We start from the raw sequence: 26,756 nt of genomic DNA on the forward strand, positions 1-26,756 counted from the left end.
TACGCTCGCCCGCAAAACTCATTGCGGGAGCCTCTATGAAAACAATCTCTATCGACGACCTCTCCAGCCTTAGCAGCCAAGCTGAACAATCCCCACGCAAGCGGATGAATCGTAACCTTCATTCCGAACTGTCCGACCCCATCCAGCGCTTAGCGATAGCAATGGAGCCGGACACCTATATTCGCCCACATCGTCATCTCAATTCATGGGAGCTTTTGACCCCGCTGCGGGGACGCTTTGTCGTCTTGACCTTTGATGATGACGGCGTCGTCATCGGTCGTGCAGTGCTGGGTGAAGGCGTTTGCGTGGTCGAAACTCCGGCCGCGACATGGCATGCGGTCCTCTCTCTTGATACCGGTGGTGTCATCTTTGAAGTCAAACACGGCCCGTACGCTCCTTTCAAAGAGGAAGACTTTGCCTCCTGGTCGCCTTCTGCCGATGATGATGCGCAAAAGGAACTCATGCATTGGTTCCGTGATGCCGAAGTCGGGCATCGTTGGTCTGGTTGTGGGGTTCGATGACGGGACGTTTAAGGAGACTGCCCCCCATGAGAATCGCAACAGAGCATGACCTCGAGGCGATCGTCGCGATCTATAACTCAACGGTACCGACGCGACAATCCACTGCCGACACAGCAGAGGTGAGTGTTGCCTCCAAGATGGAATGGTTTCGGCAGCATGAGCCTCACAAGCGTCCCTTGTTGGTATGTGAAAGAGACGGCCAAATAGTTGCGTGGGTGAGTTTTCAGTCCTTTTACGGCCGCCCGGCGTATGACCACACTGCCGAGATAAGTATCTATATTTCGCCTGAACAGAGAGGCAAGGGGCTCGGACGCGAGGTGCTCGCAGAGGCACTGGAGATGACGCAGGGACTTCAGATCAAGACCGTTGTCGGGTTCATATTTTCACATAACGAACCGAGCATCCGGTTGTTCAAGTCATTCGGCTTTGAGGAGTGGGGCAAGCTGCCAAGAATCGCTGAAATGGACGGGGAGGAATACAGCCTGTCTATTTTGGGTAAACGAGTGAATCTATAACCCAGACCAAGAGAGGCGTTACGTCCCCACCTATGTGAAGATTCCGGGCCTGCCACTTAGCGGATCCTCTGCGAAGGGGAGGGAGGGCGCTGCCCGAAGTGAATCGCTGCTGCCGACGCCCTCACCCTGCCCTCTCCCAGAGGAGAGGGGGATGGTCGAAAGTCACTGATCGCTACCGACGAGTCGTTTACCGCTCTGGACGAGTCGTTGATCTCTCCGAACGAGTCGTTGATTGCTCCGAACGAGTCGTTGACAGCTCTGGACGAGTCGTTGATCTCTCCGAACGAGTCGTTGATTGCTCCGAACGAGTCGTTGACAGCTCCGGACGAGTCGTTGATTGCTCCGGACGAGTCGTTGACCGCTCTGGACGAGTCGTTGATTGCTCCGAACGAGTCGTTGACCGCTCTGGACGAGTCGTTGACCGCTCCGAACGAGTCGTTGATCGCTCCGAACGAGTCGTTGGTCGCTCTGGATGAGTCGTTGACCGAGAGATATGGTTTGAACGGGGGGGGAGATACCTGGTGGGCCAGAAAAGGTAGCTTTCCTGCTGGGAATAAACTGGGGGATGCGACCCGCATCCCCCTCAACTCACGGCCCCAAATGCCATAGGTAGAGTGGATCAGTCTTGGGTGCCGCTTTCTCCCTCTTTAGAGTCGGCATTTTCTGCCATCCGGGCTGCGGCTGCTGCCTTTACCCTGGAGCCACCTCTTCTCTCCTTGGTCATGTCGAAGCCGGAGGCGAGGAGGATCTCCGGATCGCGCACGGCAGCCATTTCCAGAAAAGATACGATCTGATCCAAAAGCGTGACGAGCTGTGCCTGGAGTATGTCCCGTTGCGAGATCACCAGTCTGCTGCCGTACTTGGCCTCGTGGTACACGGCATCATGCTTATCGGATACCGTGAAATACACTTGGATCAGCCCCAGTTTCTCCCCCCAGAATGTGTCGGGAAATCTGGTTTTGTCCGCCAAGGCGGTCCTTGTCCTCTGGTTGGCCTCGTGAAATCTTGTCGGCGCTTGGTTGCGGTAGTTTCGCTGTATTCGGGGACTTTGACTTGTCACATCGCACCTCCTTTCTTCCGTGGACGAAGATTTGACCGTGGTGGTTTTTGTTAATGTGTCTGAGCTAACAATACTGTGGGTTGCACGGAAATCAAGCGGGAGAATTTGATATGTGACGCGGAGGGGGGAAGGGTGAAGCTGTCGCATGAATAGCGGCTCGGCGAGCCTTGACGACGTGAACTGCGGCCAGAGGCGCGCCTCTGGAGAGACGCGCCCTGATCTGATGCTTCCGGAAATTACTGCAGAAAGGTTTCCTCGATGAAGTCGGCGACGGCGCTTGGGTCGTTCAGGTCCAATACCGGCACGTCGAGCGCCAAATCGGCGTCGCTTGCGACCGCCACGAGGGTGGGGTCGTGATTTTCGCCGCGGCAGAGCAGTTCCGTGCTTCTCTCCTGACGGTTCACCTCGATCTTGGGCATGCCGCTCTTCTTGAACCCTTCGGTCAGGACGATGTCCAGGTCCGCAAAGTAGGTCTCGATCAGCTCCTCGATGGGGGGGGACTGGGTGTGTTTCTTCACGATGGCAAGCTTCTCCGGCGACGAGATCAGCATGGTGTCGGCGCCAGCCGCGGTGAGGCGGTAGCTGTCCTTGCCGGGATGGTCGATGTCGAAGCGGTGTGCGTCATGCTTTATAACCCCCACCTTGTAACCGCGCTCTTTCAGGTGGGCGATGACCTTTTCCAGCAGGGTGGTCTTTCCGGTGTTCGATTTTGCCACGAAGGATACTGCCTTTACTGTCATTGGGTCTCTCCTGTCTTTTCTATGTCTTCCGGCGTGTTCAGATTGATGAAGGCGATCCCGGCAGGATCGAGTGCGGCGATCTCTTCAGGTCCCACTTCCCTGACCCTCACCTTGGGATACCAGGCGTAGGCGCAGCAATCGCCGCTTTGCAACAGCTCGTCGATCGGCTGCAGGCAGCGGCGCGAGTAAAGCGCGAAGAGCGGTTCATAGCCGTGTTCGGTTCTGGGGACGACGGCGTCGCATCCTTCCGAGAGCGAGCAGAGATGATGCAGGACCGCTCGGCTCGGGAAGGGTAGGTCGCACGACGCCACGAAAACCCACTCGGTCTGCACGGAGGCAAGCGCCGTGTAGATCCCGCCCAGCGAGCTGCCGGGGACGAGGTCGGGAAGGACGTGAACCCCGTACCCTTCAAAGCGCTCCCCCTGGTTCCCAACAAGCACGACCTGCGGAAACGACTCCCGGAAGAGATCAAGAACGCGCTCGAAGAGCGGCCTGCCGCGAAACTCCAGGAGCGCCTTGTCGCGCCCCATACGGCGACTCTTTCCGCCGACGAGGATCGCCCCCGTAATATCCAAAGCCCTGGTCTCCGGCATCGTCCTTCCCCTGCATTCCTTATCGTTCTCGTCGATCATTACCAAAGTACATCCGTTTATACCATAAGTACCCTCCGGCTCGACCACAAATTAAATCCCGTCCCGCTGCTTGCTAAAAATAAATTTATGCTAATCTTTTGCCTTGTCGCGGGCAGGGGATCCGAAATCATCCTCGCCCCATCCTACTGGCGCGGGGTGGCCTATGCACAAGTACAACCTGGTCATCGCGGTAATGGCGGGCTGTCTTACCGCCGCGTGTTCACCGCAGGTGCGGGGAGAGGGGGAGGGTAGCGGAAGCACGATGATCCGCCTCAGGGTGCAGGCGGACCCGCAGTTGAACCGCTACGAAAAGACCAGTCACGCCCTGATGCTATGCCTCTACCAATTAAGGGAGCCGGAGGGATTCAGGCTGCTCGTCCAGGCACGGGACGGCTTGCCGAGGCTACTTGAGTGCGGCCGCTTCGATGCATCGGTGGTGAGTGTGCGCCAGATCGTAGTGCAACCCGGACAGACGGTGTCCCAGACTTGCGACAAGGCGGAGGGCGCCCGCTACATCGGGCTTGCCACCGGGTATTACCAGCAGGGTAAAAAGGCGACGGAGCTGGTGCTCTTGCCGACCGAGTCAATGGGCGGGCGACTTCGCGTCGATCTGGGCGCGCAGGAGATCGCAGGAGCGAGGGTGGAATGACCATGCCACACGGACCTGTCTTCTGGCACCAGGGGATGTTCCTGCAGCCGCAGCATTTCCAGCTCGCCGAACGGAGCGCGGAACTCCGCTTCACTTCTTACCGTCAGTGGACCACGCCGCATCTCTGGGGTGTCTGCCGGGCCGACGTCGAGTTTGCCTCATCAGGCATGCGTTCGCTCTCCGTTGCAGCCGGAGAATTCCTCTTCCCTGACGGAGCTTACCTTAAATTACCGGGAAATGCGGTCATCGAGCCGCGGCTTCTTCCGGAAACCATGGAGACGGCCGGCGGTGCGCTGACTGCCTATCTCGGGCTTAGGAAGTGGCAGGAGGCGGGTGAGAACGTGACGATCGTCGCGCAGGGGGAGCCGCTTGGCCGGGTGGCGAGTCGTTTCGTGACGGGCGAGGTGGGGGCGAGCCGCCCGGACCTACACGGTGCAGGTCCGGCAGCGGAGGTCCGGCATTTGAGCCACCTTGTGAGGATCTTCTGGGAAGACGAGCTCGACCTCCTGGGCGACTACCTGCTCATCCCCTTTGCACGGCTGGAAGTGCGCAACGAAACGGTCGAGCTCTCCCGTGATTTCATCCCTCCCTCGGTAAGCATCGCGTCCTCACCGCCCCTCTTGGCGGTGGTGCGTGAAATACGGGATCTGGTTTCCGTGCGTTGCCGCGCTCTCGAGGCGGGCAAGAAGCAGCGCGGCGTTCAGGACGCCGAGTTCGGCTCCAAGGATCTCGTCTACCTCCTCGCTCTTAGAACGCTTAACCGTCACCTGGCGCAGCTCGATCACCTGTTGGCGGGGGAGGCCCACCCGTGGCTGGTCTACGGGGCGCTGGCGCAGCTAGCCGCGGAACTTTCCTCCTTTTCCGAAACCGTCTCATATGCAGGGGAAGAGCGTCTTCTGCCGGAATACCACCATCTCGACCTGGCACGATGCTTCTCCCAGGCTCACGACCTAATCCTCACGCTTCTGCGGCAGATCACCGCAGGCCCCGATTACTCCCTATCCATGACCTATGACGGCAACTATTTCTGCTCCGAGCTGGCGCCTGCTCACTTCCAGGGGCGGGTCCGCTTCTTCCTGGTTCTTTCCACGGACGAAGAGGCCGAGTCCGTGCTCGTTTCCCTGGCCGGTGTCGCGAAGTTGAGTGCCCGCGAGCGGCTTCCGCTTCTGATCTCCCAGGCGCTGCCCGGCATCCCCCTGCACCATCTCCCGACTCCTCCCCAGGAACTGCCGCGGCGCACCCGTTCCATCTACTTCGATATCGACAGCCGCAGCGAACAATGGGAACAGGTGCAGAAGTGGAACAACCTCGCGCTCTTTTGGGACCAGGCCCCTGCCGACCTCGCGGCCGAAATCATGATAGTGAGTAGACCATGAGAGTGATCGACTGCTTCATGCCTCTTATCGCCAGGATCGTCGATTTCCGCGACGCATTGCCCGCGTCCCCCCCGTATGAACAGGTGAAAGGTGAGATCCGGCAGCTCCTGGCGCAGTCGGAGACGATGAGCAGGGGAGGCGCCCTCGATCCGGAACAGTACGACGACGCCCGCTTCATCGTGTGCGCCTGGGTGGACGAGACCCTGCTCGGCTCGCAGTGGCGCGACACGCACCGGTGGCAGCATGAGCAGTTGCAGCGTCACTTCTACCAGACCACCGACGCGGGTGTGGAGGCATTCGAGCGGTTGCAGGCGCTGGGGCAGAACCAGCAGGCGCGCGAGGTCTTCTGTCTTTGCCTCGCCCTCGGCTTCAAAGGGCGCTACATCGGCCCGGAGGGAGAGCTTCAACTGGAGCAGGTCAGAAGCGCGCAACTGAAGCTACTCTTCGATGCCCCGCAAGGAGTTCCCGATACCGACGGGGTGGAGTTGTTCCCCGGCGCCCTCGTGCCGGACTGCCAGCCTCGTGCGGCGGCAAAGATGACATGGTTCCCGCTGCGACCGCTCCCCGCGATGCTGATCACATCCCCGTTCATCCTGTTTGCCGTTTTGTACCTCGTCTATCGCTACGTGCTAAGCGGGCTGGTCCTTCCGGACCCCTAGCCTGGGAGGTGCATCGTGAAGATGTACACCTTGCTCAACTGCTGCAAGTACTTGCTTTTCATAGCGGCGCTGCTGCCGATGGCGGTGATCGTCCTCGTGATGTTCCCGGTGCTTACCTGGCCATGGCGCATCGGCATCCTCATGCCGTTCATCGCCCTTTTTCTGTGGGGGATGCTCGAAGCGATCAGGAGGGTGCTGCTAAAGAAATCCGAGGAGGCCCCAAAGGAGCCGCCGCACACCCTGCCGGGCGAACTGACCCAGGCGGGGAGGGACCGCCTCTGGGAACTGCAGCAGAACTGGCGGAGCGCCATCGGTGTGCTCAAAAGCTCGAACCTCAAACAGGAGGGGAACCCGCTGCACGTTCTTCCCTGGTATCTCGTCATAGGCGAGAGCGGTTCCGGAAAGACGAGCGCAGTGCGTGGCGCGCACCTCTTCTCACCTTTCGCGGAAGCCCAGGGGGAAGAAGCCGCGACGGCGAACTGCACATGGCACTTCTACGACCAGGGGATCGTCGTCGATACGGCGGGGCGCTATGCGGTGCCGCTCGATACGGCGGACCGCGAAGAGTGGCTGGCATTTCTCGCTCTTTTGAAAAAGTACCGTCGTGCCGAGGCGGTGAACGGGGTCATCATCACCGTGGCGGCTGACAAGCTTGCGGCAGGAGCCGGCGACGACCTGGAGGACCAGGGGCGCGAGCTGCGTTGCCGCCTGGACGAGATGATCCGCCTGCTTGGTATCACCTTCCCCGTCTACCTCCTCATCACCAGGTGCGACCTCATCGACGGTATGAGCGAATTCTGCGGACAGCTCCCTGCAGCGAGCCTGCTCCAGCCGATGGGGCTTGCGAAGCTCAATCCGGGAGAAGAACCTTCGGCCTTCGCGGACCGGCTTATGGTGACGCTGGATGAACGCCTGCGTGCGTTGCGCCTGCTGCTTTTGCAGGGCGGCAGTGCGTCAGGCTGGAACGGGCGGCGGCTCCTGTTTCCGGACCGGCTGCGCGGTCTCCGTTCCGTGCTCGACATCTTCATGCGAGCTGCCTTCGCGAGCAACCATTACCAGGAAACGCCCCGCTTGCGAGGCATCTACCTGTGCAGCGCGCGGCATTGCGCAGACGGTGCCTTACCATCTGCGGCAAGCGATGCGCAGGGTGGAGACTCAGGGGGGAGGCAAGGCCTCTTCCTGCATGACTTTTTCGAGAAGGTGCTCCCGCGGGACCGCGGCCTTTGGGCGCCTAGTGCGCGGAGCGCGAAGTGGCGCCATACCTCGGATAACCTCGTCCTTGCCTGCTGCCTCTTTTTCGGCGTTTCCCTCTGTCTGCTGCTGACCGGCTCCTTCATGAAAAACCTGGCGGTGCTGCGAAGCGCCGCGCCCCTTGCCGTCACAGCGCCGCAATTACGAGGCGAGCCAGCTGCGGACAGCGCCGTCCTGGAGAGGATGCGCAGCGCCATCGTCGAGGTGGAGCAGGAGAACCGCGGGTGGTGGGTACCGCGCTTCGGTCTCACCCGCAGCCTCGACGCGGAACAGACACTCAAAAGTCTTTATTGCCGCGGCTTCCGCGATCACATCCTTAACGGCGCCGATGCGGGGCTGGTCGCCGCCGTTACGAGCCTCTCCCCGAATACCCCGGACGAGGTCGTCGGGACCTGCATCATCCATCTATGCCGGCGTTGCAACCTTCTGAAGGAGCGTCTGGAGAGCGAGGAGGACGAAACTGCCGATGTTACGTCGCAGCGCCCGCCCCTGGCATGGCCGCAGGGGGTTGCGCCGCCGGATGCCGAGAAGCTCTACCTCGCCTACGTAGCATGGCGCACCGACCAGACCGGCATTACTCATGAGCGGCAGTGGCTTCAGCAGCTGTTGAAGCAGGCGACAGCCGCGAGGAACAACGACTTCTCCTGGCTCTTGGACTACGTGAACCGGGAGGAGGCGGGGGAGGCGCTTTCCCTCAAGGAGTTCTGGCACGGATCGCGGACCACGGCAGGTGAGCCGGGTATCATGCCTGTCTTCACCCGTCGTGGGAGTGAAAGGCTCCGCCTCCTCCTGGACGAGATCTGCGCCGCGTATCCGGATGCGGGGGGGCTCGATGCGATGCGCACCGATTTCCTGCACCGTCACCGCTTGGCTTCCTTCCAGGCGTGGCAGGATTTCGCCGTTTCACTTCCGCTGGGAGAGCAGCGCCTGCTTGCCCCGGGCGAGTGGCAGAGCACCGCGGCGGTCATGGCGGGGGAGCAGGGACCGTATTTCAGTTTCATGCGCAGGGCGCTGAACGAAATCGAGCCGCTTGGCAACGAGGCGCTGCCGTCGTGGGTCACAGAGCTGTATCGATTCCAGGCACTTCGTTCGGCCGGCCCTGCCGGGGTCGCCTCCTTCCCCGGGCAGGTGAGCCGGGTGGCCGGCGCGATGGGCCGCTCCGGGGACAAGATCAGTGGCTTCTCCGGCAACAGCGAAGGGGTGAACCTCGCGAAGGAGTATCTGAACGCGGTGGCGCAGGTCGCACCGGTGGCCAAATCGCGGGCGCTCGCCCACAAGATGGCGCTGCAGGCCTTCACCGATGCTTCGGAAACGGGAAAATCACCATTATTTCAGGCAGCGGACGCGGCGCAGAAGTTAAACAGGCTGCTGATGCAGGGAGGCGACGACGACACCTTCTACCGGCTTCTTTTCGGTCCGATCACCTTCTACGGCACTTACATAAGGATGGAGACCGCCTGCGTGCTGCAGTCGCAGTGGGAGCAGACGGTGTTGAAGGAAGTGCAGGGGAGCGCGGGCGCACAGACGCTGCAGTACCTACTCGGAAAGGACGGGCCGGTGTGGAAGTATGTGGGTGATTACGCCAACCCCTTCATCGGCTGGAGCCCGGCGCGCGGCTACTATCCGAAGTCAGCCCTCGGCGGATCGATCCCGTTCCGACCCGAATTTTATTCCTTCCTCGCGAGGGGAGGGAAGGTGAAACTCGCCTCGGTCGTCCCGCCGCCGAAAGCGGTCTACCAGGTCACCATCAAGGGGCTCCCCACCGACGCGAACGCCGAGGCGCGCGTAAAACCTCAGGGGACCAGGCTGGAGCTTAACTGCGCTACCGGCTCCCAGGTCATCTCCAATATGAATTACCCCGTGAGCAAGCCCTTCATCTGGACTCCGGAAGCCTGCGGTGACGTCGTTTTCCAGATCGAGGTGGGAGACACCGTTCTCACCAGGAGGTATCCGGGAAGCGACGGTTTCGCCGCGTTTCTTCGGGACTTCCCCGGGGGCAGGCACACCTTCCGTCCATGCGACTTTCCGCACGAGAAGGCGGCGCTGGAACGGATGGGGATACGGTTCATCCGCGTGAACTACCGTTTATTCGGGGCCGACGGCATCGCACCGCCCAAGGAGGATTCGCTGCCGGCCAGGGTTCCGGCAAGGATCGCGGAATGCTGGGATTAGGGGAGGCGCCATGACACAAGGAATAGTCATCGACGAACTGCTATTGCCCATACCTGGGACGGACCCGGCTGGAACAGACCTGCGCTACACGACCTGCTACGAGGAGATCATGGAGGCGAGGCGCTGCGAGGATGCCATCTCCATGGGGGACTGGCGGCATTCCGTGAAGACCGCGAACTGGGAGAAGGCGGTTGCCCTAACCGTATCGGCGCTGAGCACGCGGAGCAAGGACCTGCAGATTGCCGTCTGGCTTGCCGAGGCCCTCACCGTGCTGCATGGCTTCCGCGGCCTTGAGCAGGGGGTACGGCTGGTTGCGGGCCTCGTGGAGCGGTTCTGGGAAGGGATCTACCCCCAGCCCGAAGGCGGCGACCTGGAGTACCGTGCCGCGCCCTTCCAGTTCCTGAACGAAAAGGTGGCGCTGCACGTCAGGCTGATCCCCCTCACCGACCCCGAGGTCACGCACGGGTATTCATGGCTCAAGTGGCAGCAGTCCCGCCAGGTCGGCAGCGAGGCGGAGACGAAGAACCGCTACGGCGAGATCGACGAGGAGAAAAAGAACAGGCGCGAGGCGCTTCTCGCCGAGGATGCCGTGAGTGCCGAGGCGTTCGACGCCGCCGCCGAGCAGTCGAAGGGGCGCTTTGCCAGGGAGACCCGCGCACAGCTCTCCGGCTGCCAAGAAAGCCTCGAGCTTTTAGTGGCGCTGCTCGAGGAGAAGTTTAGCGGCGCAGCGCCCAGCCTGTCCGATCTGATCGGGGTGATCGACGCCTGCAGTGCGCTGCTCGACCGCGTCTATGGTGGAGTTCCCGCCGCTCATGCTGACCCGCTCGCCCCGGTGCTCGATTCAGCAGTGCACCGTGAGCAGAGCGCGGCCGGAGGCACCGCGCATGCGCCGGTAGCGGCGGTATCGGAGGTTATAACTGCCGCGCCCGCCGCCGATGCGCTCTGGGACGAGGCGCTCGCCATGCTGGCAGCGGGACGCTTTCAGGAAGCCCTCGCCATGCTCCTGTATGCGGCGAATGCTGCCGGCTCGGTACGCGATAGAAACCGTATGAGGCTCAAAATGGGACTGCTTTGCCTCGAAGCCGGGCGACCGGACCTTGCGCGACCGATCGTCGAGGAACTGCACGGCATCATCGAGGAGTTGCACCTGGAGCGCTGGGAGTCGCCGCTTTGGATTGCAGAGGTGCTGGAAACCTACTACCGCTGTCTCATAGCCGGAGGTCCGCTGGAGAGGGACCTGGAACTCGCGCAACTGCTTTTACGACGCATCTGCTCGTTCGACGTGACGAAGGCAATGCAGTACCGCATCTGATCGCAACGGAAAAGGGAGGGACCATGGTCACTTCGGAAAGTCTGCAGCACAAGCTGGAGCGGGTGAGGGCGCCGCGGGTCCGCATCACCTACGACGTCGAGGTGGGGGACGGGGTCGAGGTGAAGGAAATCCCGTTCGTGGTGGGAGTCCTCGCCGACCTGTCGGGAGCGCCGTCCGCGCCCCTTCCAAGGCTGAAGGAAAGGAGGTTCGTGGAAATCGACAGGGACAATTTCAATCACGTGATGGAAGGGATGAAGCCGAGGCTCGCCTTCCGCGTCGCCAACACGCTCTGCGGTGACGGTTCTGAGTTCGGCGTCCAGCTTCGTTTTGGGGCCCTCGAAGACTTTCGTCCCGAACGTGTGGCGCAGCAGGTCGAGCCGCTGCGGAAGCTGGTGGAAGCAAGGCGCAGGCTCGCGGATCTGCTGAACCGGCTGGACGGCAACGACCGGCTGGAGGAACTGCTGCGGGATCTGCTGGAGAGTGGCGATGCCCTGAAGGCGATCTGTCACCGACCCGGTGAGGGCGAAACCGGGAGCGGGGAGGGCGCCTGACAAAGGAGGATGGCATGGAAGAACAGGAGAGAGAAACGATGCAGTGCGCCGTGCCTCGGCCTGGCGGCCCGTTGTTCGACCTGATCGTGAGCGAAGGGCGACTTGCGCGTTGCGAAGAGCAGAAGGAATACGCGCGCGAGATGCTGACCGAGCTGGTGCGGCAGGTGGTCGATGGAGAGATCACGGTCACCGGGGACACCTCCCGAATGATTCTCGCGAGGATCGCCCAGCTCGACCGGCTGATCAGCGACCAGGTGAACGAGATCATGCACCATCAGGAATTCCAGAAACTGGAAGCTTCGTGGCGCGGGCTATGGTCCCTCGTGAACCGGACCGAGACGGGGAGCAACCTTAAGGTTCGCGTCCTGAACGCTTCCAAGCGGGAGCTCGCCGGAGACATGGAGAAGGCGGCGGAGTTCGACCAGTCCGCGCTTTTCAAAAAGGTGTACGAGGAGGAATTCGGCACCTTCGGCGGCGCGTCCTATGGCTGCCTCGTGGGGGATTACGAGTTCGGCAACTCACCGCAGGATCTGACCTTGCTGGCGCGCATGTCCGAGGTGGCGGCAGCGGCGCACGCACCGCTTCTCACCTCCGCTTCATCCACCATGTTTGGGCTGGAAAGCTACACCGAAATGGACGTCCCGCGCGACCTGGCGAAGATCTTCCAGGGGGGCGAGTACACCAGGTGGCGCTCCTTCCGGATGTCCGAGGATGCCAAGTACGTGGCGCTTTGTCTGCCGCACGTGCTGATGCGGCTTCCCTACACGCCGGAAAGCGAAGCGGCGGAATCGTTCCAGTTCGAGGAGGAGACGGCCGAGCATTGCAGCTATCTCTGGGGCAATGCCGCCTACTGCCTCGCCGGGCGCGTCACCGACGCCTTTTCCCGCTACGGCTGGACCGCTGCCATACGCGGCGTCGAGGGGGGCGGAGCGGTTGCCGACCTTCCCATCCACACCTTCGACACCGGTGAGGGGGAGTTGGCCGCGAAGTGCCCGACCGAGATGGCCATCACGGATCGGCGCGAGAAGGAACTTGCCGATTTGGGCTTCGTCCCGCTGGTGCACTGCAAGGGAACCGACACAGCCGCCTTCTTCAGCGTGCAGAGCGCACACAAACCGAAGCTCTACGACACCGACCTCGCCAACGCGAACGCGAGACTCTCCGGGCAGTTACCCTACATCCTCGCGGTGTCGCGCTTTGCCCACTACCTGAAGGCGATGATGCGCGACAAAGTGGGGAGCTTCGAGACCAGGAAGAACGTTGAGGATTACCTGAACCGCTGGATCTCCCGGTACGTTCTTTTAGACGACGATGCGGGACAGGAGATGAAGTCGCGCTTTCCGCTACGCGAGGCCCGCGTTGAGGTGTACGACCAGCCGGGGCGGCCGGGATGCTACCGGGCCGTCGCCTTCCTGAAACCCCATTACCAACTCGACGAGCTCACCATATCGCTGAGGCTCGTCGCCAACCTCCCTTCGCCCCAAAACGGCTGAAGGGTAAACGCGCACAGGAGGATGCACCATGGCCTTTGATGCCTTCCTTAAGATCGAAGGGATCCCGGGAGAGAGCAGCGACGACAAACACAGGGACTGGATCGAGGTGCTCTCCTACAACTTCTCCGTCACCCAGCCCACCTCCGGCACCGCGAGCAGCGCGGGAGGTGCGTCGGCGGAGCGGGCTAGCTTTTCCGACTTCAGCGTCGTGAAGGTACTGGACAAGTCGAGCCCCAAGCTCTTCGAGGCCTGCGCCAACGGCAAACACATCCCGAGCGTGACCCTCGAGATCTGCCGCGCCGGCGGGGACAAGCTGAAATACATGGAGTACAAGCTCTCCAACGTCATCATCAGCCTCGATCGGCCAGGCGGCAGCGCCCATGCGGGCGAGGCGATCCCGGTCGAGGAGATCGCCTTCAACTTCGGCAAGATCGAGATCGCCTACACCCAGCAGATGCGCGCCGACGGCTCCGGCGGCGGACAGGTGGCGGCGGGGTGGAACCTCGAGACGAACAAGAAGGTGTAACGGAACAGGCATCCTGATCGGGAGGGGCTATGCGATACCAGCCGGAACCGGCAAGGTCGTTACTGGACAGGCTCATGGACCAGCAGCCGGAAAGCCCGGATGAGCCTGTCCAGTTTTCACGCACTGGCATAACCGCGCTGGTCACGTCGGTACTGCGCGACCTGGAGAACCTCTTCAACACCCGGTCATGCACGAGCATCACCTCGAACGGCAGACCCGCTCCGCATGCAGATAGATCCATCCTCACCTACGGCAGCCGCGATTTCAGCCTCGAAAACCCGCGATCTCAGACGGTGCGGCAGGCGATACGCCTGGAGATCGTCAGGCTCCTTTCCTCTTTCGAGCCGCGGCTTAAGGACGTGACGGTCCGCCTGGGTCCGACGCCGGGTGAGCGCACCCTGAGTTTCCGCATCGAGGCCGTGCTGCACATCGAGCCGGTGGCACTTCCCACTGCCTTCGATACACACTTCGACATCAACAGCGGTTCCTACACCATCCTCTCGTGACCTGCCATGCCCGATGACATCCTCGACTACTTCGAAAGAGAGCTGAGCTTCCTGCGCGATATGGGGAGCGACTTCGCCAGGAAATATCCGAAGATCGCGGGGAGGCTCCTGCTCGAGCCGGGCAAGTGCGAGGATCCGCACACCGAGCGCCTGATCGAGGCGTGTGCCTTTTTGTGCGCCCGCATTCAGCGTAGGATCGAGGACGGTCTGCCGGAGATCACCCAGTCGCTCTTGGAAGTTCTCTACCCGCAACTGACCGCTCCGATCCCGTCGCTGTCCGTGGTGCGCTTCGCACCGCTCTTCAGGAACGTCCCCGAGGCGGGTTATCACGTCGCAAGGGGGACGGAGCTCTTCTCCAGGCCGGTTGACGGGACTTCCTGCCGGTTCAGGACGGCCTATCCTGTTACCCTCTGGCCCATCGAGGTGACCGACGCGCGCCTGGAGACGCCGGGGAAATTGGTCAAGGGCGCGCAGCAGATGTTGAGGATCAGGTTGTCCTTTCACAACGGCCTCGACTTTTCCCGCTTCCAGGGTGATACCCTGCGATTTTATCTGAACGGCCAACCCCAGGTCGTCTTCCCGCTGTACCAGTTGCTCATGAACCACGTCTGTAACGTGGAATGTACATCTGCAGACACCCTGTCCGCCGCCTCGCTGCAACTGGCACCGAGCTGCCTGCGTCCAGTGGGCTTTGCCACGGACGAGGGGCTTTTCCCGTACCCGGAGCGCTCCTTTCCGGGCTACCGGCTGCTCCTTGAATACTTCGCATTTCCTCAGAAGTTCCTCTTCTTCGAAATTGCCGGACTGTCCGTACTTAGAAATGGCGCGTTCGGCCGCGCTCTGGATCTGATTTGCTACCTCGATACCGCTGTGCCGGAACCTCTCACTGTCGGACCGGAGACCTTCTGCCTCTACGCGACCCCTGTCGTGAATGCGTTTCAAAGGATAGCTGAGCCGATCAGGCTGGATCACCGGAAGAGTGATTACCGCGTGGTTCCGGACCTGAGACGGGAGGGGGCGATGGAGGTGCTCACCGTGGATGAGGTGACTTCCACCGCGGCCTCCTCGCCCGGTGAGGTGAAGCGCTACCGCCCGGTCTACCCCGATTGCAACCTAGAAGATGGTGAAGTTGCTGGCCTATGGCAGCTGCAGCGACGGCCGGCCTCACGCCCGCACGACGGCGGCACCGAGGTCTTCCTTTCCTTTTGCGACCCTGCTGGCGATGGAACCGCGCCGAGCGACGAAACGGTATTGGTCCGCGCCACCTGCTCCAACCGCGATCTTCCTGCGAAACTCTCCATCGGCGCTCCCGCCTGCGCATTCGAAACCGAGTCTGCGGCGCCTTTAACGGCGATCACCTGCCTCATCAAGCCGACCATGCCCTTGCGCCCCTCGCTTGATGGCGCCCGGCAGCGGCATCTGATCTCCCATCTCTCTTTGAACTACCTTTCTCTCGTTGATGGTGGAGCAGGTGCACTGAGGGAACTACTGTTGCTGTACGATTTTGCGTCGTCGCCAGCCACCCGGCAGCAGATCAGCGGCATCGTCACGGTAAGCTCGCGTCACGTCACCAGAAGGGTGGGAGGAGGCTTCTGCCGGGGGACCGAAGTGGCCGTAGTTCTTGACCAGGAAAAGTACGTAGGCAGCGGCGTTTACCTCTTCTCCTCGATTCTGGAGAGATTCCTCGGGCAGTACGTTTCGGTGAATTCCTTCGTACAGGTGGTCGCCAGGGACGCAAGCAACGACACTGTCATCAAGGTTTGGCCGCCCCGAAGCGGCGACAGGGTGCTGCTGTGAAAAGGAAAGCGCTGAAGGGCGCTCGATTTTTTCAGGTCGTCCAATTGCTGGAGCGGATGCATCCGGGCGTCGTGGGAGTCGGTGAGGCAATTTCGCCTGACACAGAGCGAATCCGCTTCAAGGCTAGGAAAGGCTTTACCTTTCCCGCAGGCGACGTCACCGGTGTGAGCTGCGGTGAGGACGGCGTCGTCCAGGTCGAAGTTGCCCACATGGGGCTCATCGGTCCATCCGGAATGCTGCCGCATTGGTATCACGAACTGGTCCTCGCGCGGGAGGCGGCGAAGGATCACGCCATGGGCGACTTCTACGACCTCTTTCAGCACCGTCTTGTTTCCCTCTTTTACCGCGCCTGGAAACGAAACGCGCTGTTGCCGCAGAAAAAGCGTGACCACAGCGATGTCTTCTCCAGCCATCTCTTCAGCTTTCTCGGACTCGGTACGAGCGGGCTGCGGGAACACCTCACCGCCTCGGAAGCGGCACTGTTGCACTTTTGCGGTGAGGCGAGCCGGCAGGGAGCGTCGGCCGAAACCATCGCGCGCATTGTCACAGCTGTTTTCGGGGTGAAGGCGGATGTCGAACCATTCGTGCCGCGCGTCGTTGCACTGGAAAAGTCAGATCTGGCAACTCTGGGACAGGCGAACTGCAGGCTCGGCGAGGATGCCGTCTGCGGCTGCGAAGCCAACGAGATCCAGTCAACGTTCCGGCTATGTCTCGGTCCCATGGGGTACCAGGACTTTATCGAACTCTCGGCACCCCGGACGCTGAAGCATTTGGTTTCGTTGGTGCGGTTTCTCGCGGGGCTCGAGTACGAGTTCGAAATAAGGCTTGTTCTGAAGCGGGATGATGTCCCCGGCACGAAGCTTGGTTCGACAAGCTTCGGTACTCCGAGCCTTGGGTTTTCCACCTGGATCAAGGCTCCGTGTCTCATCCTCGATGCCGATCCGTTCGTGACGATCCACCCGGAGGAACTCGCAAAACTTATGGCTGCTTGATCTCATCCTGTACCTATGACTGAGGAAACGATGGCATTCATCCAACAAGACCGGCTCTTGTCCATAAACACCATACTAGGTGACGACGTCCTGCTTCTTAGTGAACTGAGCGGGGAAGAAGGGATATCGTCCAGCTTCAAATTCGAGCTGTCTCTACTATCGGAACAACATGCTGTCCCAGGTGATTCCTTACTCGGAAGTAACGTGACAGTCTCGATTACGCTTTCCGACGGCCACATACGATACCTGAACGGCATTATCTCGACCTTCTCGCAGGGACGGACAGGCGACGAGGCGGGGGCGGATGCGAGATTCTCTTCATTTCACTGCACGGTGGTCCCCTGGTTCTGGTGTCTTAGCGAAAGCGCCAACATAAGGATTTTCCAGAACCTGTCCACCCCGGAGATAGTGGAACGCGTCTTCGCGGATCATGGCTTTTCCTGGTACCAACTCCAATTACGCGGGAGCTATGAGAAAAGAGAGTTCTGTGTGCAGTACAGAGAAACCGATTTAAACTTCGTGTCGCGCTTGCTCGAAGAGGAAGGCATCTTCTACTTCTTTAGGCATGAAAAGGGGCGACACACCATGGTCCTTGCCGATTCCCCGGACGCGCATCTTCCTTGCCCTTTCCAGCAGAAAGCCTCCTGTCTGATCAGTGCCAGTGGCACCCGTGAAGAAGACGTCATCACCTCTCTTGAAGTATCCCGACAGCTTCGTTCTACAAGATATTCCCTCAACGATTACAACTTCATTGTTCCTCGTACCAGTCTGAAAGTGCAAAGCAACACTCCCGGCCACTCCGGCGCTATTCGTGAGGTTTACGATGTCCCGGGCGGCTATGAGCAACTGGCGCAGGGGGAACGGCTGGCGAAGATACGAATGGAGGAAGAAGAGGCACGTTCAGTTACTGTCACAGGCGGGAGTGACTGCCGTGCCTTTGTGAGCGGCTACCGCTTCACCTTGACGGGGCACGGCAACGCGGATCTCGATGGCAAGGACCTTCTTCTCGTGTCGGTCCGCCATGATGCCGTTGAAGGCTACGGTACCGATGCGCCGTCGAGCTACCGGAACAGTTTCGACTGCATCCCTTACCTTACTCCGTACCGTCCGCCGCGTCTGACGCCAAAGCCAGTTCTGCAGGGCGTCCAGACTGCGACAGTAGTGGGACCGCCGGGCGAGGAAATCCACACGGACCAATACGGGCGGGTGAAGGTTCAGTTTCACTGGGACCGCGAGGGAAAGCGTGACGACAAAAGTTCCTGCTGGATCAGGGTGAGCCAGCTCTGGGCGGGCAGCGGCTGGGGCGCCTTGTTCCTGCCGCGGGTAGGACAGGAGGTCGTCGTGGACTTCCTGGAAGGAGACCCGGACCGCCCCATCATAGTCGGCCAGTTGCACAACGGTCAGAACCTGCCGCCGTACCAGCTGCCACTCCAGAAAACGAGGAGCTGCATCAAGTCGTGTTCGACTCCCGAAGGGGGAGGGCACAACGAACTGTGTTTCGAGGACAAGAAGGGAGAGGAGCAGTTGTACATCCACGCGCAGCGGGAGCAGGCGACCCGGGTGGAGGAGGACTCACTGGAATGGGTAGGGCAGGACCGTCACCTGATCGTGAACCGGGACCGGTTGGAGAAGGTGTCGCGCGACCAGCACCTCAATGTGCTGGGAGATTGCAATGAAAAGATCGACGGAACCCTGTCCGTTTCAGTAGGCGCCGATCTCCAACTGAAGGTGGAGGCGACATGCGCCTTGCAGGCGGGAGAACTGCTTCAGATAAAAGCTGCCAAGAACGTCGTAATTGAATCTTCAACGCAGCTGTCGCTGAAGGTGGGAGATAACTTCATCAATATAAGTGCTGCCGGGGTCACCATAGTCGGCAATATGGTTCTGATCAACAGCGGCGGCTTGCCGGCGTTTTGCACGGGGGCATCCCCGGAACAGCCGAAGCCACCCAAAGAAGCCGGAGGGACAGGTGCGGCGAGTACCGGCGCAAAACAGGTCGCCGACCTTTCACAGGCTAACCCTCAAACAAAGTCTTTTGAAAGAGCGAATGCGGTACATGCACCATTATGCGACAGATGACCATGACCGTGAATCGGCTGGTCCGGCCGACAGGATGAGGAAAATGATATTGAAAGCCTCGAAGGTCTGATCTTTTCAGGCGGGTGCCGCAGTCTGAAGGAAGCGATAGAGTTTTTTCGGACCTGTGCAATGGTACCTTACCGAAGACGGCATCCCGGGGATAGCTAGAAAGTTCTTCCTGATCGACAACGCGCTGCGCGATGACAGGATGAAAATCGCACAGCCTCACAAGAACGTTGAGGAGGCATCATGGAAATACGGACCGAACAGCTGAATGAGGCTGCACACGCTGCCTTTCTGGAGCGCCTGGATGCTGCGTTCGAGCGCGACCTTGCCGACTACCACAGGATCGAACGCGAACAGCGCCTCCAGTTTCTAACCGCCGCTGTCGAGCTGGCAGAAAACAAAGGGTTCGCCTCAGAGCAGGGGATAGCCTCCTATGTCCTGGCCCTTTGGTACCTGGACATCGACTTCGAGGGCAAGAGCGACGAACTGGCGTCGTTGCTCTTGTCGTCTCTGCCAGAGGTGCGTCGCGTCCATGCCATGAATCAATGGGTGGAGGCGCTTTTGGGAGAGCCGGACAACATTGCGGCTGCCGACGAGGCTTTGAAAAAGGCGCTGCACCTCACAGAGCCCTGGGGCAACTGACATAACGGCATACGCCCTGGCCTCTGCCGCCAACAGAAGCCGGGGCGACTGTCACCGTCCCTTAAACACTTTTGACCACCGCTTCCTCACAAGTGTTCCGCTGATCACCTCACCTAAAATTTAACTGTTGACACCAGACCACTTCTTCTTTATAAAAATGATAACAGTTTTCATTATCGCAAAATGGATTGAACCGAAGGACCGTTGTCAGTGCGGTAAGGTGTTGAGAGATTATTGGAATTCTCTGTGAGGAGCTGTGGAGGGGAGATGAAAGTTGCTGTTGCTGTGAAAGAGGATCTGTCAGCGGTGCAAGGTGTCGATGCGGCGGGTTCAATACGCGGGTCGCGGGCTTCCTGGCAGGATTTTGCCGGGCTCTACCCGACGGAAGAGGAATGTCTTGCCTCCTTCCTGGCCCTCGAGCTTGCCGAGGTGCTGCAGGGCGCGAAACCAGCCAATCTCGTCTGTCTCACCAACAAGCACCGCTCCTGCGGCAGAAACCTTTACCTCCTCTGGAAAGAACACGGCGAGGTCCTTCTCGCGGAAAGCGGCCTCAAGGTGCGGGTCCTCGACGACCGCGGTTCATCGATCCTTCTCCTGCTCTACTCGCAGCAAGCGCTTAGCGAGCTCCTTTCGCAAAAGAGCGCGTCCATAATCCTACGCAAATCCGGTTACGGCAACCCGGATGATCTCGACGCCACCCTCGATGAACTGGAAAAACGGGTGACGGGGGAGGGGTTCCCGCACGAGATCGGCGTCTTCCTCGGCTACCCGCTGAAAGATGTGGTCGGCTTCATGGGATGGGCGCCGCTGGCCTTCACCTGCCAGGGACCCTGGAAGATTTTCGGCAACCCGGAGCAGAGTCTGCGCCTCGCCGAGTGCCACCGCGAGTGCCGCGGCAGAATGTCCGAAAAGCTCGCCGCTGGCTGCAGCCCCTTGCAGTGCTTAAGAAGCGTCGCAGCGGGAGTTGCAGATTCCTACAACGCAGTACCAACCGTTTTTTTGTCAGTGTCGTGAAAATGAATGTCAAAGCCCGCAAGCCGGGCAGGAGGGCGTTATGTGTATAGCTCTGATCGGAGGGATGGATCGCTTGGGTAAGCACTACCTGGAAGAGGCGCAACGTGCGGGGATGACGCTGCAGTTCTTCAGCACCTCGGAAACCAACATCGCATCGAAACTCAAAAAGGCCGACGCCATGGTCATCTTCACCAACAAGGTGTCGCATCGTGTGAAGATCGAAGCGATGCAGGTGGCAAAGGCGAAGGACATACCGGTATTCATGCATCACGCCTGCGGCATCTGCACCTTCAGGAACTGCCTGGAGTGTCTGAAGCAGGGGCACTAGCCGTCGGCATGACGTATTTCATGTTGCACCGGACCTGTGCTACGTGTAGCCTTGTTTGACACTTCCGCCGTACAGGACCTGCATGACCGATACCAGCAACCAGACAATCAAAAGGATGATAACGACCGGGGTGGTCCTTGCCCCGGTCGTCGTCTTCTGCATCCTCTACCTCGACGTCCCCCTTGCACACTTCATCAGGGACTACCTCTACGCCAACGCCCACTGGTCCAGAACTACCTCTGACCTTCCCGATCTGCTCTTGCTCGTGGTGCTCATGTCCATGGCAGGGGCGTTCGCGATCTACCTACGTCGCTCCCGACACGCCATCTACGACCGGCTCACCCTCTTCGCCAGGGAGGTGCTTTGGGTTGCACCATCTTCCTATCTGGCGAAGGCCCTGCTGAAAATCGTCTTCGGTCGCAGCAACACGCGCTGCTGGTTGCGCGACCCAAGCATCTACGGCTTCCACTGGTTCCAGATGAAGGAGCACTGCGAGGGGTTTCCTTCGGGACACATGCTCGTGATCACCGCACTCCTCGCCGTTTTATGGCGCTTTTATCCCGGCAGCCGCATCTTGGTGACCGTCACCGGGGTACTGCTCGGGTTCGCCCTGATTGCCACGAACTACCATTTCCTGAGCGACGTCCTGACCGGCGCCTACCTCGGCGTACTGCTGGAGATCGTCCTTTTCCGCTTGCTCTTCAGGAAGCAGGCCCCTGGCGGCGCCACATCCTAAATTAGCTTTCGTATACGGCCACTTCGCCCGCAGCGCCGCGTCAGGTGCGGCTTTTCCGCCTGCTTTTTCCCTTGCATCCGAAGCCGAAATCCCTTATATTTCAACGGCACATCAAGGAAATAGTTAACGTTAAACCAACGATACGTAGCAGATGGCGGGGCAGGAAGCACCGCACTCAGATAACGCATGGAAAGGGTTTAGCCGCCTCGGTTAAGCCCTTTTTGTTTGAGCATAAAAAGGTCAGGGAGGCCCAATGGAAAGAAGAACTTTAACGGCAGGAGATATGGTTGATTCGCAGTGCACGCGTTGCAAGGCGCTCTTGAACCACACCATCGTGGCGATGGTGGGGGGACAGGTGGTGCGAGTGAAATGCAACACCTGTGGCAGCGAGCACAACCATCGTCCCGCGAAAGAACCAAAGGCCGCCGCAGTGAAAGGAGTAAAGGCTGAAAAAGTGGCGAAGACGCCGCGCACCAGGGCGGCAAAGGCCCCGGCCGTCTCGGATGAGGCGATCTGGGAAGCGATGATCGAACCGCTCGATCCGGACCTGGCTGTAACGTACAGCATGGACGGCAAGTTCAAGCCGAACACGCTGATCGCCCATCCCGTTTTCGGCACCGGCGTCGTCGCCGCCTGCCAGTCCGGCAAGGTCGAGGTCGTCTTCAAGAGCGGTCGCAAGCTCCTGAGAAGCGCCTGCTGATACGAAAAGCACGCTGTTTATCAAAATGAGAAAGGGGCTGCCGGAATGATCCGGCAGCCCCTTTTTTTATTTCCGACGAAGCGTCCATCCCCTCTCCCTTCGGGAGAGGGTGCCCGAAGGGCGGGTGAGGGCTGTGCCGCTAGCAAAGTGGTGCCGATGGCTACGCCCTCACCCCTGCCCCTCTCCCGGGGGGAGAGGAGATCTAGCCTATTTCTTAACCCTGAACCCCGCCCGCTCCCACGCGGACGCGTCGTTGGCCGGTTTCTGCTCCCTTGCCTTCGGCTGCCCCTTCGGCGGTTGCCCCTTCGGCGCCGCACCCTTTTGAGTCTTCTCCGGCTCGGCCTGTTTGATGGAGAGGGAGATGCGTTTCGTTTGCGGGTCCGCCGAGAGCACTTTCACCTTCACGATCTCGCCGACCTTAACCGCCTCGTTCGGGTCCTTGCAGTAGCGGTGCGAGAGCTGGCTTACGTGCACGAGGCCGTCCTGGTGCACCCCGATGTCGACGAAGGCGCCGAAAGCGGCCACGTTGGTCACCACCCCCTGCAGGATCATTCCCTCCTTCAGGTCGGCTATGGTGACGACGTCTTCCCTGAAGGTCGCGGTCTGGAACTGCTCGCGCGGGTCGCGCCCCGGCTTTTTAAGCTCGGCCAGGATGTCTTTGAGGGTCGGAAGGCCGATGACCTCGGTCACGTAGCGCTCGAGCTTGATCCCGGCGCAAAGCCCGGCATCAGCGGCGAGCTGCGCCAAGGTGGCCCCAAGGTCCGCCGCCATCTTCTCCACGACCGCGTAGTTCTCCGGGTGCACCGCGGTGTTGTCGAGCGGGTTGTCGCCGCCGCGGATGCGTAGAAAGCCCGCCGCCTGCTCGAACGCCTTCGGTCCGAAGCGCGGCACCTTGAGCAGCGCCTGCCTGGTCGGGAAGGCGCCGTTCTCGTCGCGGTATTTCACGATGGCGCGCCCCTGGCTCTCCGAGAGGCCCGCCACGTAGGATAAAAGCGCCCATGACGCGCTGTTCAGGTCGACGCCGACGTAGTTGACGCAGGACTCCACCACCGCGTCGAGCGCCTTCTTCAATAGCGACTGGTTCACGTCGTGCTGGTACTGCCCGACCCCGATGCTCTTCGGATCGATCTTCACCAGCTCCGCCAGCGGGTCCTGCAGCCTGCGGCCGATGGAGATTGCGCCGCGGACGGTGAGGTCTAACTCCGGGAACTCCTCGCGTGCGATCTCGGACGCCGAGTAGATCGAGGCGCCCGCCTCGTTCACCATCACCGTTTCGGCTTTCACCCCGGCCGCGCGCAGCGTCTCGCGCACGAACACCTCGGTCTCGCGCCCGCCGGTGCCGTTGCCGATGGCGATCAGGCGCAGGTCGTGACGCTCGATGAGGCGCAGGAGTTCCGCCCCGGCGATATCAGCCTTCGGGCCGCCGGTATGCGGGTAGATGGTCGAATGTTCGAGGAAGGTCCCGGTCTCGCCGACGGCGGCAAGCTTGCAGCCGGTCCGCAGACCCGGGTCGACCCCGAGGACGCGCCTTCCGCCGGCGGGGGGAAGCAGGAGAAGGTTTCTGAGGTTCTGCGCGAAGACGGCGATGGCCGCCTCGTCCGCCTTCGTCTTCGCCTCGAGCCTCAGCTCCACCTCGATGGAGGGGGCGATGAGCCTCTTGTAGGCGTCGAGTGCCACCGCTTCCAGCACTCCCTTGAAGACGCTCTCGCGTTTGACGAGTCCACCCTTCAGGCGCGCAACGATCTCCTCTTCGGGCGCCAGGAGGTTGAGACGCAGGACTTCCTCCTTCTCGCCGCGGCGCATCGCCAGCATGCGGTGCGATGGGATCGTCTTGAGAGACTCCTGGTACTCGTAGTACATCTTGAACTTGCCTTCGCGGTCCGCCCCCTCGCCCAGAAGCTGAGAAGAGAAGATCCCCTCCCCGCGGGTGAGGTCGCGCACCATGGCGCGCCGGTCGGCGTCCTCGGAAAGCTGCTCCGCGATGATGTGCGAGGCGCCTTCGAGTGCTGCGTCCGCGTCGGCCACACCGAGTTCGGCGTTCACGAAGGGTGCCGCGGCTTCGGCAGCCGTCCCGGTGGTGAGTTCCTGTGCGAGAACCAACTGGGCGAGCGGCTCCAGGCCGCGCTCGCGCGCGATGGTCGCCTTGGTGCGGCGCTTCGGCTTGTAGGGTAGGTAGAGATCCTCGAGTTCGGTCTTCTTGCGGCAGGTGGTGATGCGTGCGGAGAGCTCTGGGGTGAGCTTTCCCTGCTCCTCGATGCTTTTGAGCACCGTCGCCTTGCGCTCGGCCAGTTCGCGGTGGTAGGCGAGCAGGTCCTCGATCTCGCGGATCTGCACCTCGTCCAGCTCGCCGGTCTGCTCCTTACGGTAACGCGCGATGAAGGGGACGGTGCCCCCCTCGTTCAAAAGAGCCACCGTGGCGAGCACGCCCTTGCGCGGCAGTCCGCTTTCTTCTACAACGATTTCAAAGAGTTCCTGTATGTCTGTCGCGTGCATGGTCAAAAGTAACCCTCCCGAAAAAAGAGGTACTTCTTACACTCTTTGGGGCCTGGGGGCAAGAACTTTCCCGCCGCGCGCTAGGCGAGGAAGCCCTGCTTTTCGTAGTCGGCGAGCTTTCTGTAGAGGGTGGCGACGCCGATGTTGAGCTCCGAGGCGGTGCGCGCCTTGTTGTTGCCGGTCGCTCTCAGCGCCGCGAGAATATATTCCCGCTCCACCTCCTCGAGCGGGCGCACCGATTCGACGATACCCGCGCGCGGCAGCGCCGACCTCAGCTCCTCGGGAAGGTCCTCCAGATCCGCCCTGCTGTCCTCGCAAAGCGCCACGGCATGCTCCACGGCGTTCTGCAGTTCCCGCACGTTGCCGGGCCAGGTGTAGCGCAGGAGCTGGTCCGCCGCCTTCGGGGTGAAACCGGTGACCTTGCGTCCCGCGCGCCTCGAGGCCTGCTCCAGGAAGATGCGGGCGAGCGGTAGGATGTCCTCGTTACGCTCGCGAAGCGGGGGGACGCGCACCTCGATTACGCGCAACCTGTAGTAGAGGTCGCGCCTGAAGCTCCCCTTGGTCACCTCGTCCGAGAGGTTGCGGTTCGTGGCGGCGACGACCCGGATGTCTACCGGTCGCGAGACGTTCTCTCCCACCCGCCGCACCTCGCGCTCCTGTAACACGCGCAGAAGCTTTACCTGCATCGCCGGGGAGACCTCCCCAATCTCGTCCAGAAAGAGCGTCCCGCCGTGGGCCGCCTCGATAAGCCCCATCTTGTCGCGGTCCGCACCGGTGAAGGCCCCCCTCACGTGCCCGAAAAGCTCGCTCTCAAGGAGCGTCTCGGTGAGGGCGCCGCAGTTCACCGCGACGAAGGGGCGTCCGGTGCGTGCCGACTCCTCGTGGATGAGGCGTGCGATGCGCTCCTTCCCCGCGCCGCTCTCGCCGGTCACGATGACCGAGGAGTCGACCCTCGCGATGCGGCGCGTCAATTCGACCACGCGGCGCATGGCGTTCGAGCGCGCCGTGATGCAGCCGACTTCTTCGGTTGGCGCGCTCAGGCACGACATCTGGCGCCGCTGTTTTTTAAGGCGCTCCTCCGTTTCCCGCAGGGCCTTCGCGAGGGTCTGAAACACCTCGTCACCGCTCTCCGACTCGAAGTAGGGGAGGTGCGGCTCGAGCGCCTCGCCCCACTGTTCCCTGGTGCGCCCCTCCACGTGACAGACCGCGTCCCCCTTGCCGCAGCAGCGGTCCTCGATGAAATAGACCTTCTCTCCCGCCCAATAAGATACGTAGCCGCTTGCGAAACCGGTCAGGGTCCAGCAGACCGGCTCCTCCGAGAGCCCGAGATGCAAAAGGTGCTGCTCCACCTCGTAGGAGTCGTACCAGTAGGACTGTACCTTCGGCTCACCGTCCGTGCCGTTGCTGCGCTGGTTTTCCTCGACGCGCACCATCCCCTGTAGCATGTGCAGCTTCGGGCCGGTCCAGCTGTCGGCGAAGAGATCGGGAAATTCCATTTTGAGACTCTCCGCCGTCCTCATGCCGTGCGTGTAGCCGAACCGGGTCAGGATGCTCCTGGCCGCCGCCGTCCCGAGCGAGTCGATCAGCTCCTTGCGCAAAAGCCCGAGCGCGACGGCGTCGAAGAGGAGCGCCCTGCGCCCCATGAAGAACATCGTCCCCCCGTCGGGACGAAAGGAAAGTAACTCGCGTAAATCCAGATCCGTCGATTGCATCCCCGCCTCCTCGAACGCCTATCACAATAATAAAAGACCTTATCATAATGATAGGCAATTTCCTCGTTGTATACGTATCAATCTTGTAACGCACCGTTATTACATTTGTTTATCCGTGGCACGTTCGCTGCTATTCCCACGTAACAAGCACGTTTTCTGCCAGATCGAACGAGTTTCGGTTGGCGATGGTAAGCAACTGCCCACGAAGCGCTGAACAAGCCCTAGCGTCCCCCCCTTTGCGAAGGGGGGACAGAGGGGATTTGCCTTTGTCAGGCAGCATCGCAGGCGACACCA

At 61.0% G+C, this 26,756-nt stretch carries 24 protein-coding genes; 19 read left to right on the forward strand and 5 right to left on the reverse strand.

Translation table 11 applies throughout. The features are described 5' to 3' along the window. Positions 1–35 precede the first annotated feature (35 nt). Positions 36–521: a WbuC family cupin fold metalloprotein gene (locus E4633_RS13580; protein ID WP_135870891.1), complete on the forward strand. Its 486-nt coding sequence runs from the start codon at positions 36–38 to the stop codon at positions 519–521. A gap of 26 nt (positions 522–547) precedes the next feature. Next, complete coding sequence (locus tag E4633_RS13585) at positions 548–1,036, forward strand: GNAT family N-acetyltransferase (protein ID WP_135870893.1); 489 nt, start codon at positions 548–550, stop codon at positions 1,034–1,036. Positions 1,037–1,655: 619 nt separating this feature from the next. On the opposite strand, the gene E4633_RS13595 is transcribed toward E4633_RS13585, so the two are convergent. From E4633_RS13595 to mobA, 3 genes are all read right to left on the reverse strand, one after another. After that, positions 1,656–1,946, reverse strand: a complete 291-nt coding sequence (locus tag E4633_RS13595; RefSeq protein ID WP_246038120.1) for a hypothetical protein — start codon at positions 1,944–1,946, stop codon at positions 1,656–1,658. Positions 1,947–2,332: 386 nt separating this feature from the next. Beyond that, entirely contained in the window at positions 2,333–2,836 is a 504-nt protein-coding gene (gene mobB / locus E4633_RS13600; RefSeq protein ID WP_135870897.1) for a molybdopterin-guanine dinucleotide biosynthesis protein B, read from the reverse strand. Further along, positions 2,833–3,429 carry a molybdenum cofactor guanylyltransferase gene (mobA, locus tag E4633_RS13605; protein WP_135870899.1) on the reverse strand — a complete coding sequence of 199 codons (597 nt, stop codon included), beginning with the start codon at positions 3,427–3,429 and terminating at the stop codon, positions 2,833–2,835. The genes mobB and mobA overlap by 4 nt, the downstream gene beginning before the upstream one ends. 202 nt (positions 3,430–3,631) lie before the next feature. Between mobA and tssJ the strand changes: the two genes are divergently transcribed. The 17 genes from tssJ to E4633_RS13690 all read left to right on the forward strand — a co-directional run bounded on the left by tssJ (position 3,632) and on the right by E4633_RS13690 (position 22,257). Then, the gene (gene tssJ, locus E4633_RS13610; RefSeq protein ID WP_135870901.1) at positions 3,632–4,117 is read left to right on the forward strand and encodes a type VI secretion system lipoprotein TssJ; all 486 of its coding nucleotides are present in this window, start codon (positions 3,632–3,634) and stop codon (positions 4,115–4,117) included. Positions 4,118–4,119: 2 nt separating this feature from the next. After that, positions 4,120–5,493, forward strand: a complete 1,374-nt coding sequence (gene tssK, locus E4633_RS13615) for a type VI secretion system baseplate subunit TssK (protein ID WP_246038122.1) — start codon at positions 4,120–4,122, stop codon at positions 5,491–5,493. Next, positions 5,490–6,152, forward strand: coding sequence for a DotU family type IV/VI secretion system protein (locus tag E4633_RS13620; protein WP_135870904.1), 663 nt, complete (start codon positions 5,490–5,492; stop codon positions 6,150–6,152). Before tssK ends, E4633_RS13620 begins: the two co-directional genes overlap by 4 nt. A 21-nt stretch (positions 6,153–6,173) precedes the next feature. Further along, positions 6,174–9,575: a type VI secretion protein IcmF/TssM N-terminal domain-containing protein gene (locus E4633_RS13625; protein ID WP_135871604.1), complete on the forward strand. Its 3,402-nt coding sequence runs from the start codon at positions 6,174–6,176 to the stop codon at positions 9,573–9,575. Positions 9,576–9,585: 10 nt separating this feature from the next. Next, positions 9,586–10,887: a type VI secretion system protein TssA gene (gene tssA / locus E4633_RS13630; RefSeq protein WP_135870907.1), complete on the forward strand. Its 1,302-nt coding sequence runs from the start codon at positions 9,586–9,588 to the stop codon at positions 10,885–10,887. A gap of 23 nt (positions 10,888–10,910) precedes the next feature. Next, a complete protein-coding gene (tssB, locus tag E4633_RS13635) occupies positions 10,911–11,438 on the forward strand; it encodes a type VI secretion system contractile sheath small subunit (RefSeq protein WP_135870909.1) in 528 nt (175 codons plus the stop codon). Positions 11,439–11,452: 14 nt separating this feature from the next. Continuing rightward, on the forward strand, positions 11,453–12,931 hold the full coding sequence (tssC, locus tag E4633_RS13640; RefSeq protein WP_135870911.1) for a type VI secretion system contractile sheath large subunit: 1,479 nt from the start codon (positions 11,453–11,455) through the stop codon (positions 12,929–12,931). A 28-nt stretch (positions 12,932–12,959) separates the two neighbouring features. Next, positions 12,960–13,457: an Hcp family type VI secretion system effector gene (locus E4633_RS13645; protein WP_135870913.1), complete on the forward strand. Its 498-nt coding sequence runs from the start codon at positions 12,960–12,962 to the stop codon at positions 13,455–13,457. Positions 13,458–13,486: 29 nt separating this feature from the next. Continuing rightward, positions 13,487–13,963, forward strand: a complete 477-nt coding sequence (tssE, locus tag E4633_RS13650; protein ID WP_135870915.1) for a type VI secretion system baseplate subunit TssE — start codon at positions 13,487–13,489, stop codon at positions 13,961–13,963. A gap of 6 nt (positions 13,964–13,969) precedes the next feature. Further along, complete coding sequence (gene tssF, locus E4633_RS13655) at positions 13,970–15,760, forward strand: type VI secretion system baseplate subunit TssF (RefSeq protein WP_135870916.1); 1,791 nt, start codon at positions 13,970–13,972, stop codon at positions 15,758–15,760. Continuing rightward, a complete protein-coding gene (tssG, locus tag E4633_RS13660; protein ID WP_281276778.1) occupies positions 15,757–16,752 on the forward strand; it encodes a type VI secretion system baseplate subunit TssG in 996 nt (331 codons plus the stop codon). The genes tssF and tssG overlap by 4 nt, the downstream gene beginning before the upstream one ends. A 30-nt stretch (positions 16,753–16,782) precedes the next feature. Then, a complete protein-coding gene (locus E4633_RS13665; RefSeq protein ID WP_135870918.1) occupies positions 16,783–18,831 on the forward strand; it encodes a type VI secretion system Vgr family protein in 2,049 nt (682 codons plus the stop codon). Between the two features lie 249 nt (positions 18,832–19,080). Continuing rightward, positions 19,081–19,479, forward strand: coding sequence for a hypothetical protein (locus tag E4633_RS13670; RefSeq protein ID WP_135870920.1), 399 nt, complete (start codon positions 19,081–19,083; stop codon positions 19,477–19,479). Positions 19,480–19,746: 267 nt separating this feature from the next. Then, positions 19,747–20,493 carry a DUF3793 family protein gene (locus E4633_RS13675; RefSeq protein WP_135870922.1) on the forward strand — a complete coding sequence of 249 codons (747 nt, stop codon included), beginning with the start codon at positions 19,747–19,749 and terminating at the stop codon, positions 20,491–20,493. A gap of 40 nt (positions 20,494–20,533) precedes the next feature. Continuing rightward, positions 20,534–20,821, forward strand: a complete 288-nt coding sequence (locus E4633_RS13680) for a DUF2325 domain-containing protein (RefSeq protein ID WP_135870924.1) — start codon at positions 20,534–20,536, stop codon at positions 20,819–20,821. 82 nt (positions 20,822–20,903) lie between these two features. Then, positions 20,904–21,557: a phosphatase PAP2 family protein gene (locus E4633_RS13685; protein ID WP_135870927.1), complete on the forward strand. Its 654-nt coding sequence runs from the start codon at positions 20,904–20,906 to the stop codon at positions 21,555–21,557. Positions 21,558–21,810: 253 nt separating this feature from the next. Continuing rightward, positions 21,811–22,257: a hypothetical protein gene (locus E4633_RS13690; RefSeq protein ID WP_135870929.1), complete on the forward strand. Its 447-nt coding sequence runs from the start codon at positions 21,811–21,813 to the stop codon at positions 22,255–22,257. A 207-nt stretch (positions 22,258–22,464) separates the two neighbouring features. Here E4633_RS13690 and E4633_RS13695 read toward each other — a convergent pair whose 3' ends face one another. Next, entirely contained in the window at positions 22,465–24,750 is a 2,286-nt protein-coding gene (locus tag E4633_RS13695) for a Tex family protein (protein WP_135870931.1), read from the reverse strand. 80 nt (positions 24,751–24,830) lie between these two features. Then, the gene (locus tag E4633_RS13700) at positions 24,831–26,462 is read right to left on the reverse strand and encodes a sigma-54-dependent Fis family transcriptional regulator (protein WP_135870932.1); all 1,632 of its coding nucleotides are present in this window, start codon (positions 26,460–26,462) and stop codon (positions 24,831–24,833) included. Between the last annotated feature and the right edge of the window lie 294 nt (positions 26,463–26,756).

It is taken from the genome of Geomonas terrae, from assembly GCF_004791675.1.
GTDB lineage: Bacteria > Desulfobacterota > Desulfuromonadia > Geobacterales > Geobacteraceae > Geomonas > Geomonas edaphica.

What these genes read in the sequence shown, in the direction of transcription:
- mobA (WP_135870899.1), bottom strand. Translation starts at nt 3,429, where the DNA reads ATGCCGGAGACCAGGGCTTTGGATATTACGGGGGCGATCCTCGTCGGC.
- tssA (WP_135870907.1), top strand. Translation starts at nt 9,586, where the DNA reads ATGACACAAGGAATAGTCATCGACGAACTGCTATTGCCCATACCTGGG.
- E4633_RS13620 (WP_135870904.1), top strand. Translation starts at nt 5,490, where the DNA reads ATGAGAGTGATCGACTGCTTCATGCCTCTTATCGCCAGGATCGTCGAT.
- E4633_RS13580 (WP_135870891.1), top strand. Translation starts at nt 36, where the DNA reads ATGAAAACAATCTCTATCGACGACCTCTCCAGCCTTAGCAGCCAAGCT.
- E4633_RS13700 (WP_135870932.1), bottom strand. Translation starts at nt 26,462, where the DNA reads ATGCAATCGACGGATCTGGATTTACGCGAGTTACTTTCCTTTCGTCCC.
- tssB (WP_135870909.1), top strand. Translation starts at nt 10,911, where the DNA reads ATGGTCACTTCGGAAAGTCTGCAGCACAAGCTGGAGCGGGTGAGGGCG.
- mobB (WP_135870897.1), bottom strand. Translation starts at nt 2,836, where the DNA reads ATGACAGTAAAGGCAGTATCCTTCGTGGCAAAATCGAACACCGGAAAG.
- E4633_RS13645 (WP_135870913.1), top strand. Translation starts at nt 12,960, where the DNA reads ATGGCCTTTGATGCCTTCCTTAAGATCGAAGGGATCCCGGGAGAGAGC.
- E4633_RS13675 (WP_135870922.1), top strand. Translation starts at nt 19,747, where the DNA reads ATGAAAGTTGCTGTTGCTGTGAAAGAGGATCTGTCAGCGGTGCAAGGT.
- E4633_RS13670 (WP_135870920.1), top strand. Translation starts at nt 19,081, where the DNA reads ATGGAAATACGGACCGAACAGCTGAATGAGGCTGCACACGCTGCCTTT.
- E4633_RS13685 (WP_135870927.1), top strand. Translation starts at nt 20,904, where the DNA reads ATGACCGATACCAGCAACCAGACAATCAAAAGGATGATAACGACCGGG.
- E4633_RS13665 (WP_135870918.1), top strand. Translation starts at nt 16,783, where the DNA reads ATGGCATTCATCCAACAAGACCGGCTCTTGTCCATAAACACCATACTA.
- tssC (WP_135870911.1), top strand. Translation starts at nt 11,453, where the DNA reads ATGGAAGAACAGGAGAGAGAAACGATGCAGTGCGCCGTGCCTCGGCCT.
- E4633_RS13695 (WP_135870931.1), bottom strand. Translation starts at nt 24,750, where the DNA reads ATGCACGCGACAGACATACAGGAACTCTTTGAAATCGTTGTAGAAGAA.
- tssE (WP_135870915.1), top strand. Translation starts at nt 13,487, where the DNA reads ATGCGATACCAGCCGGAACCGGCAAGGTCGTTACTGGACAGGCTCATG.
- tssF (WP_135870916.1), top strand. Translation starts at nt 13,970, where the DNA reads ATGCCCGATGACATCCTCGACTACTTCGAAAGAGAGCTGAGCTTCCTG.
- E4633_RS13690 (WP_135870929.1), top strand. Translation starts at nt 21,811, where the DNA reads ATGGAAAGAAGAACTTTAACGGCAGGAGATATGGTTGATTCGCAGTGC.
- tssJ (WP_135870901.1), top strand. Translation starts at nt 3,632, where the DNA reads ATGCACAAGTACAACCTGGTCATCGCGGTAATGGCGGGCTGTCTTACC.
- tssK (WP_246038122.1), top strand. Translation starts at nt 4,120, where the DNA reads ATGCCACACGGACCTGTCTTCTGGCACCAGGGGATGTTCCTGCAGCCG.
- E4633_RS13625 (WP_135871604.1), top strand. Translation starts at nt 6,174, where the DNA reads ATGTACACCTTGCTCAACTGCTGCAAGTACTTGCTTTTCATAGCGGCG.
- E4633_RS13585 (WP_135870893.1), top strand. Translation starts at nt 548, where the DNA reads ATGAGAATCGCAACAGAGCATGACCTCGAGGCGATCGTCGCGATCTAT.
- E4633_RS13680 (WP_135870924.1), top strand. Translation starts at nt 20,534, where the DNA reads ATGTGTATAGCTCTGATCGGAGGGATGGATCGCTTGGGTAAGCACTAC.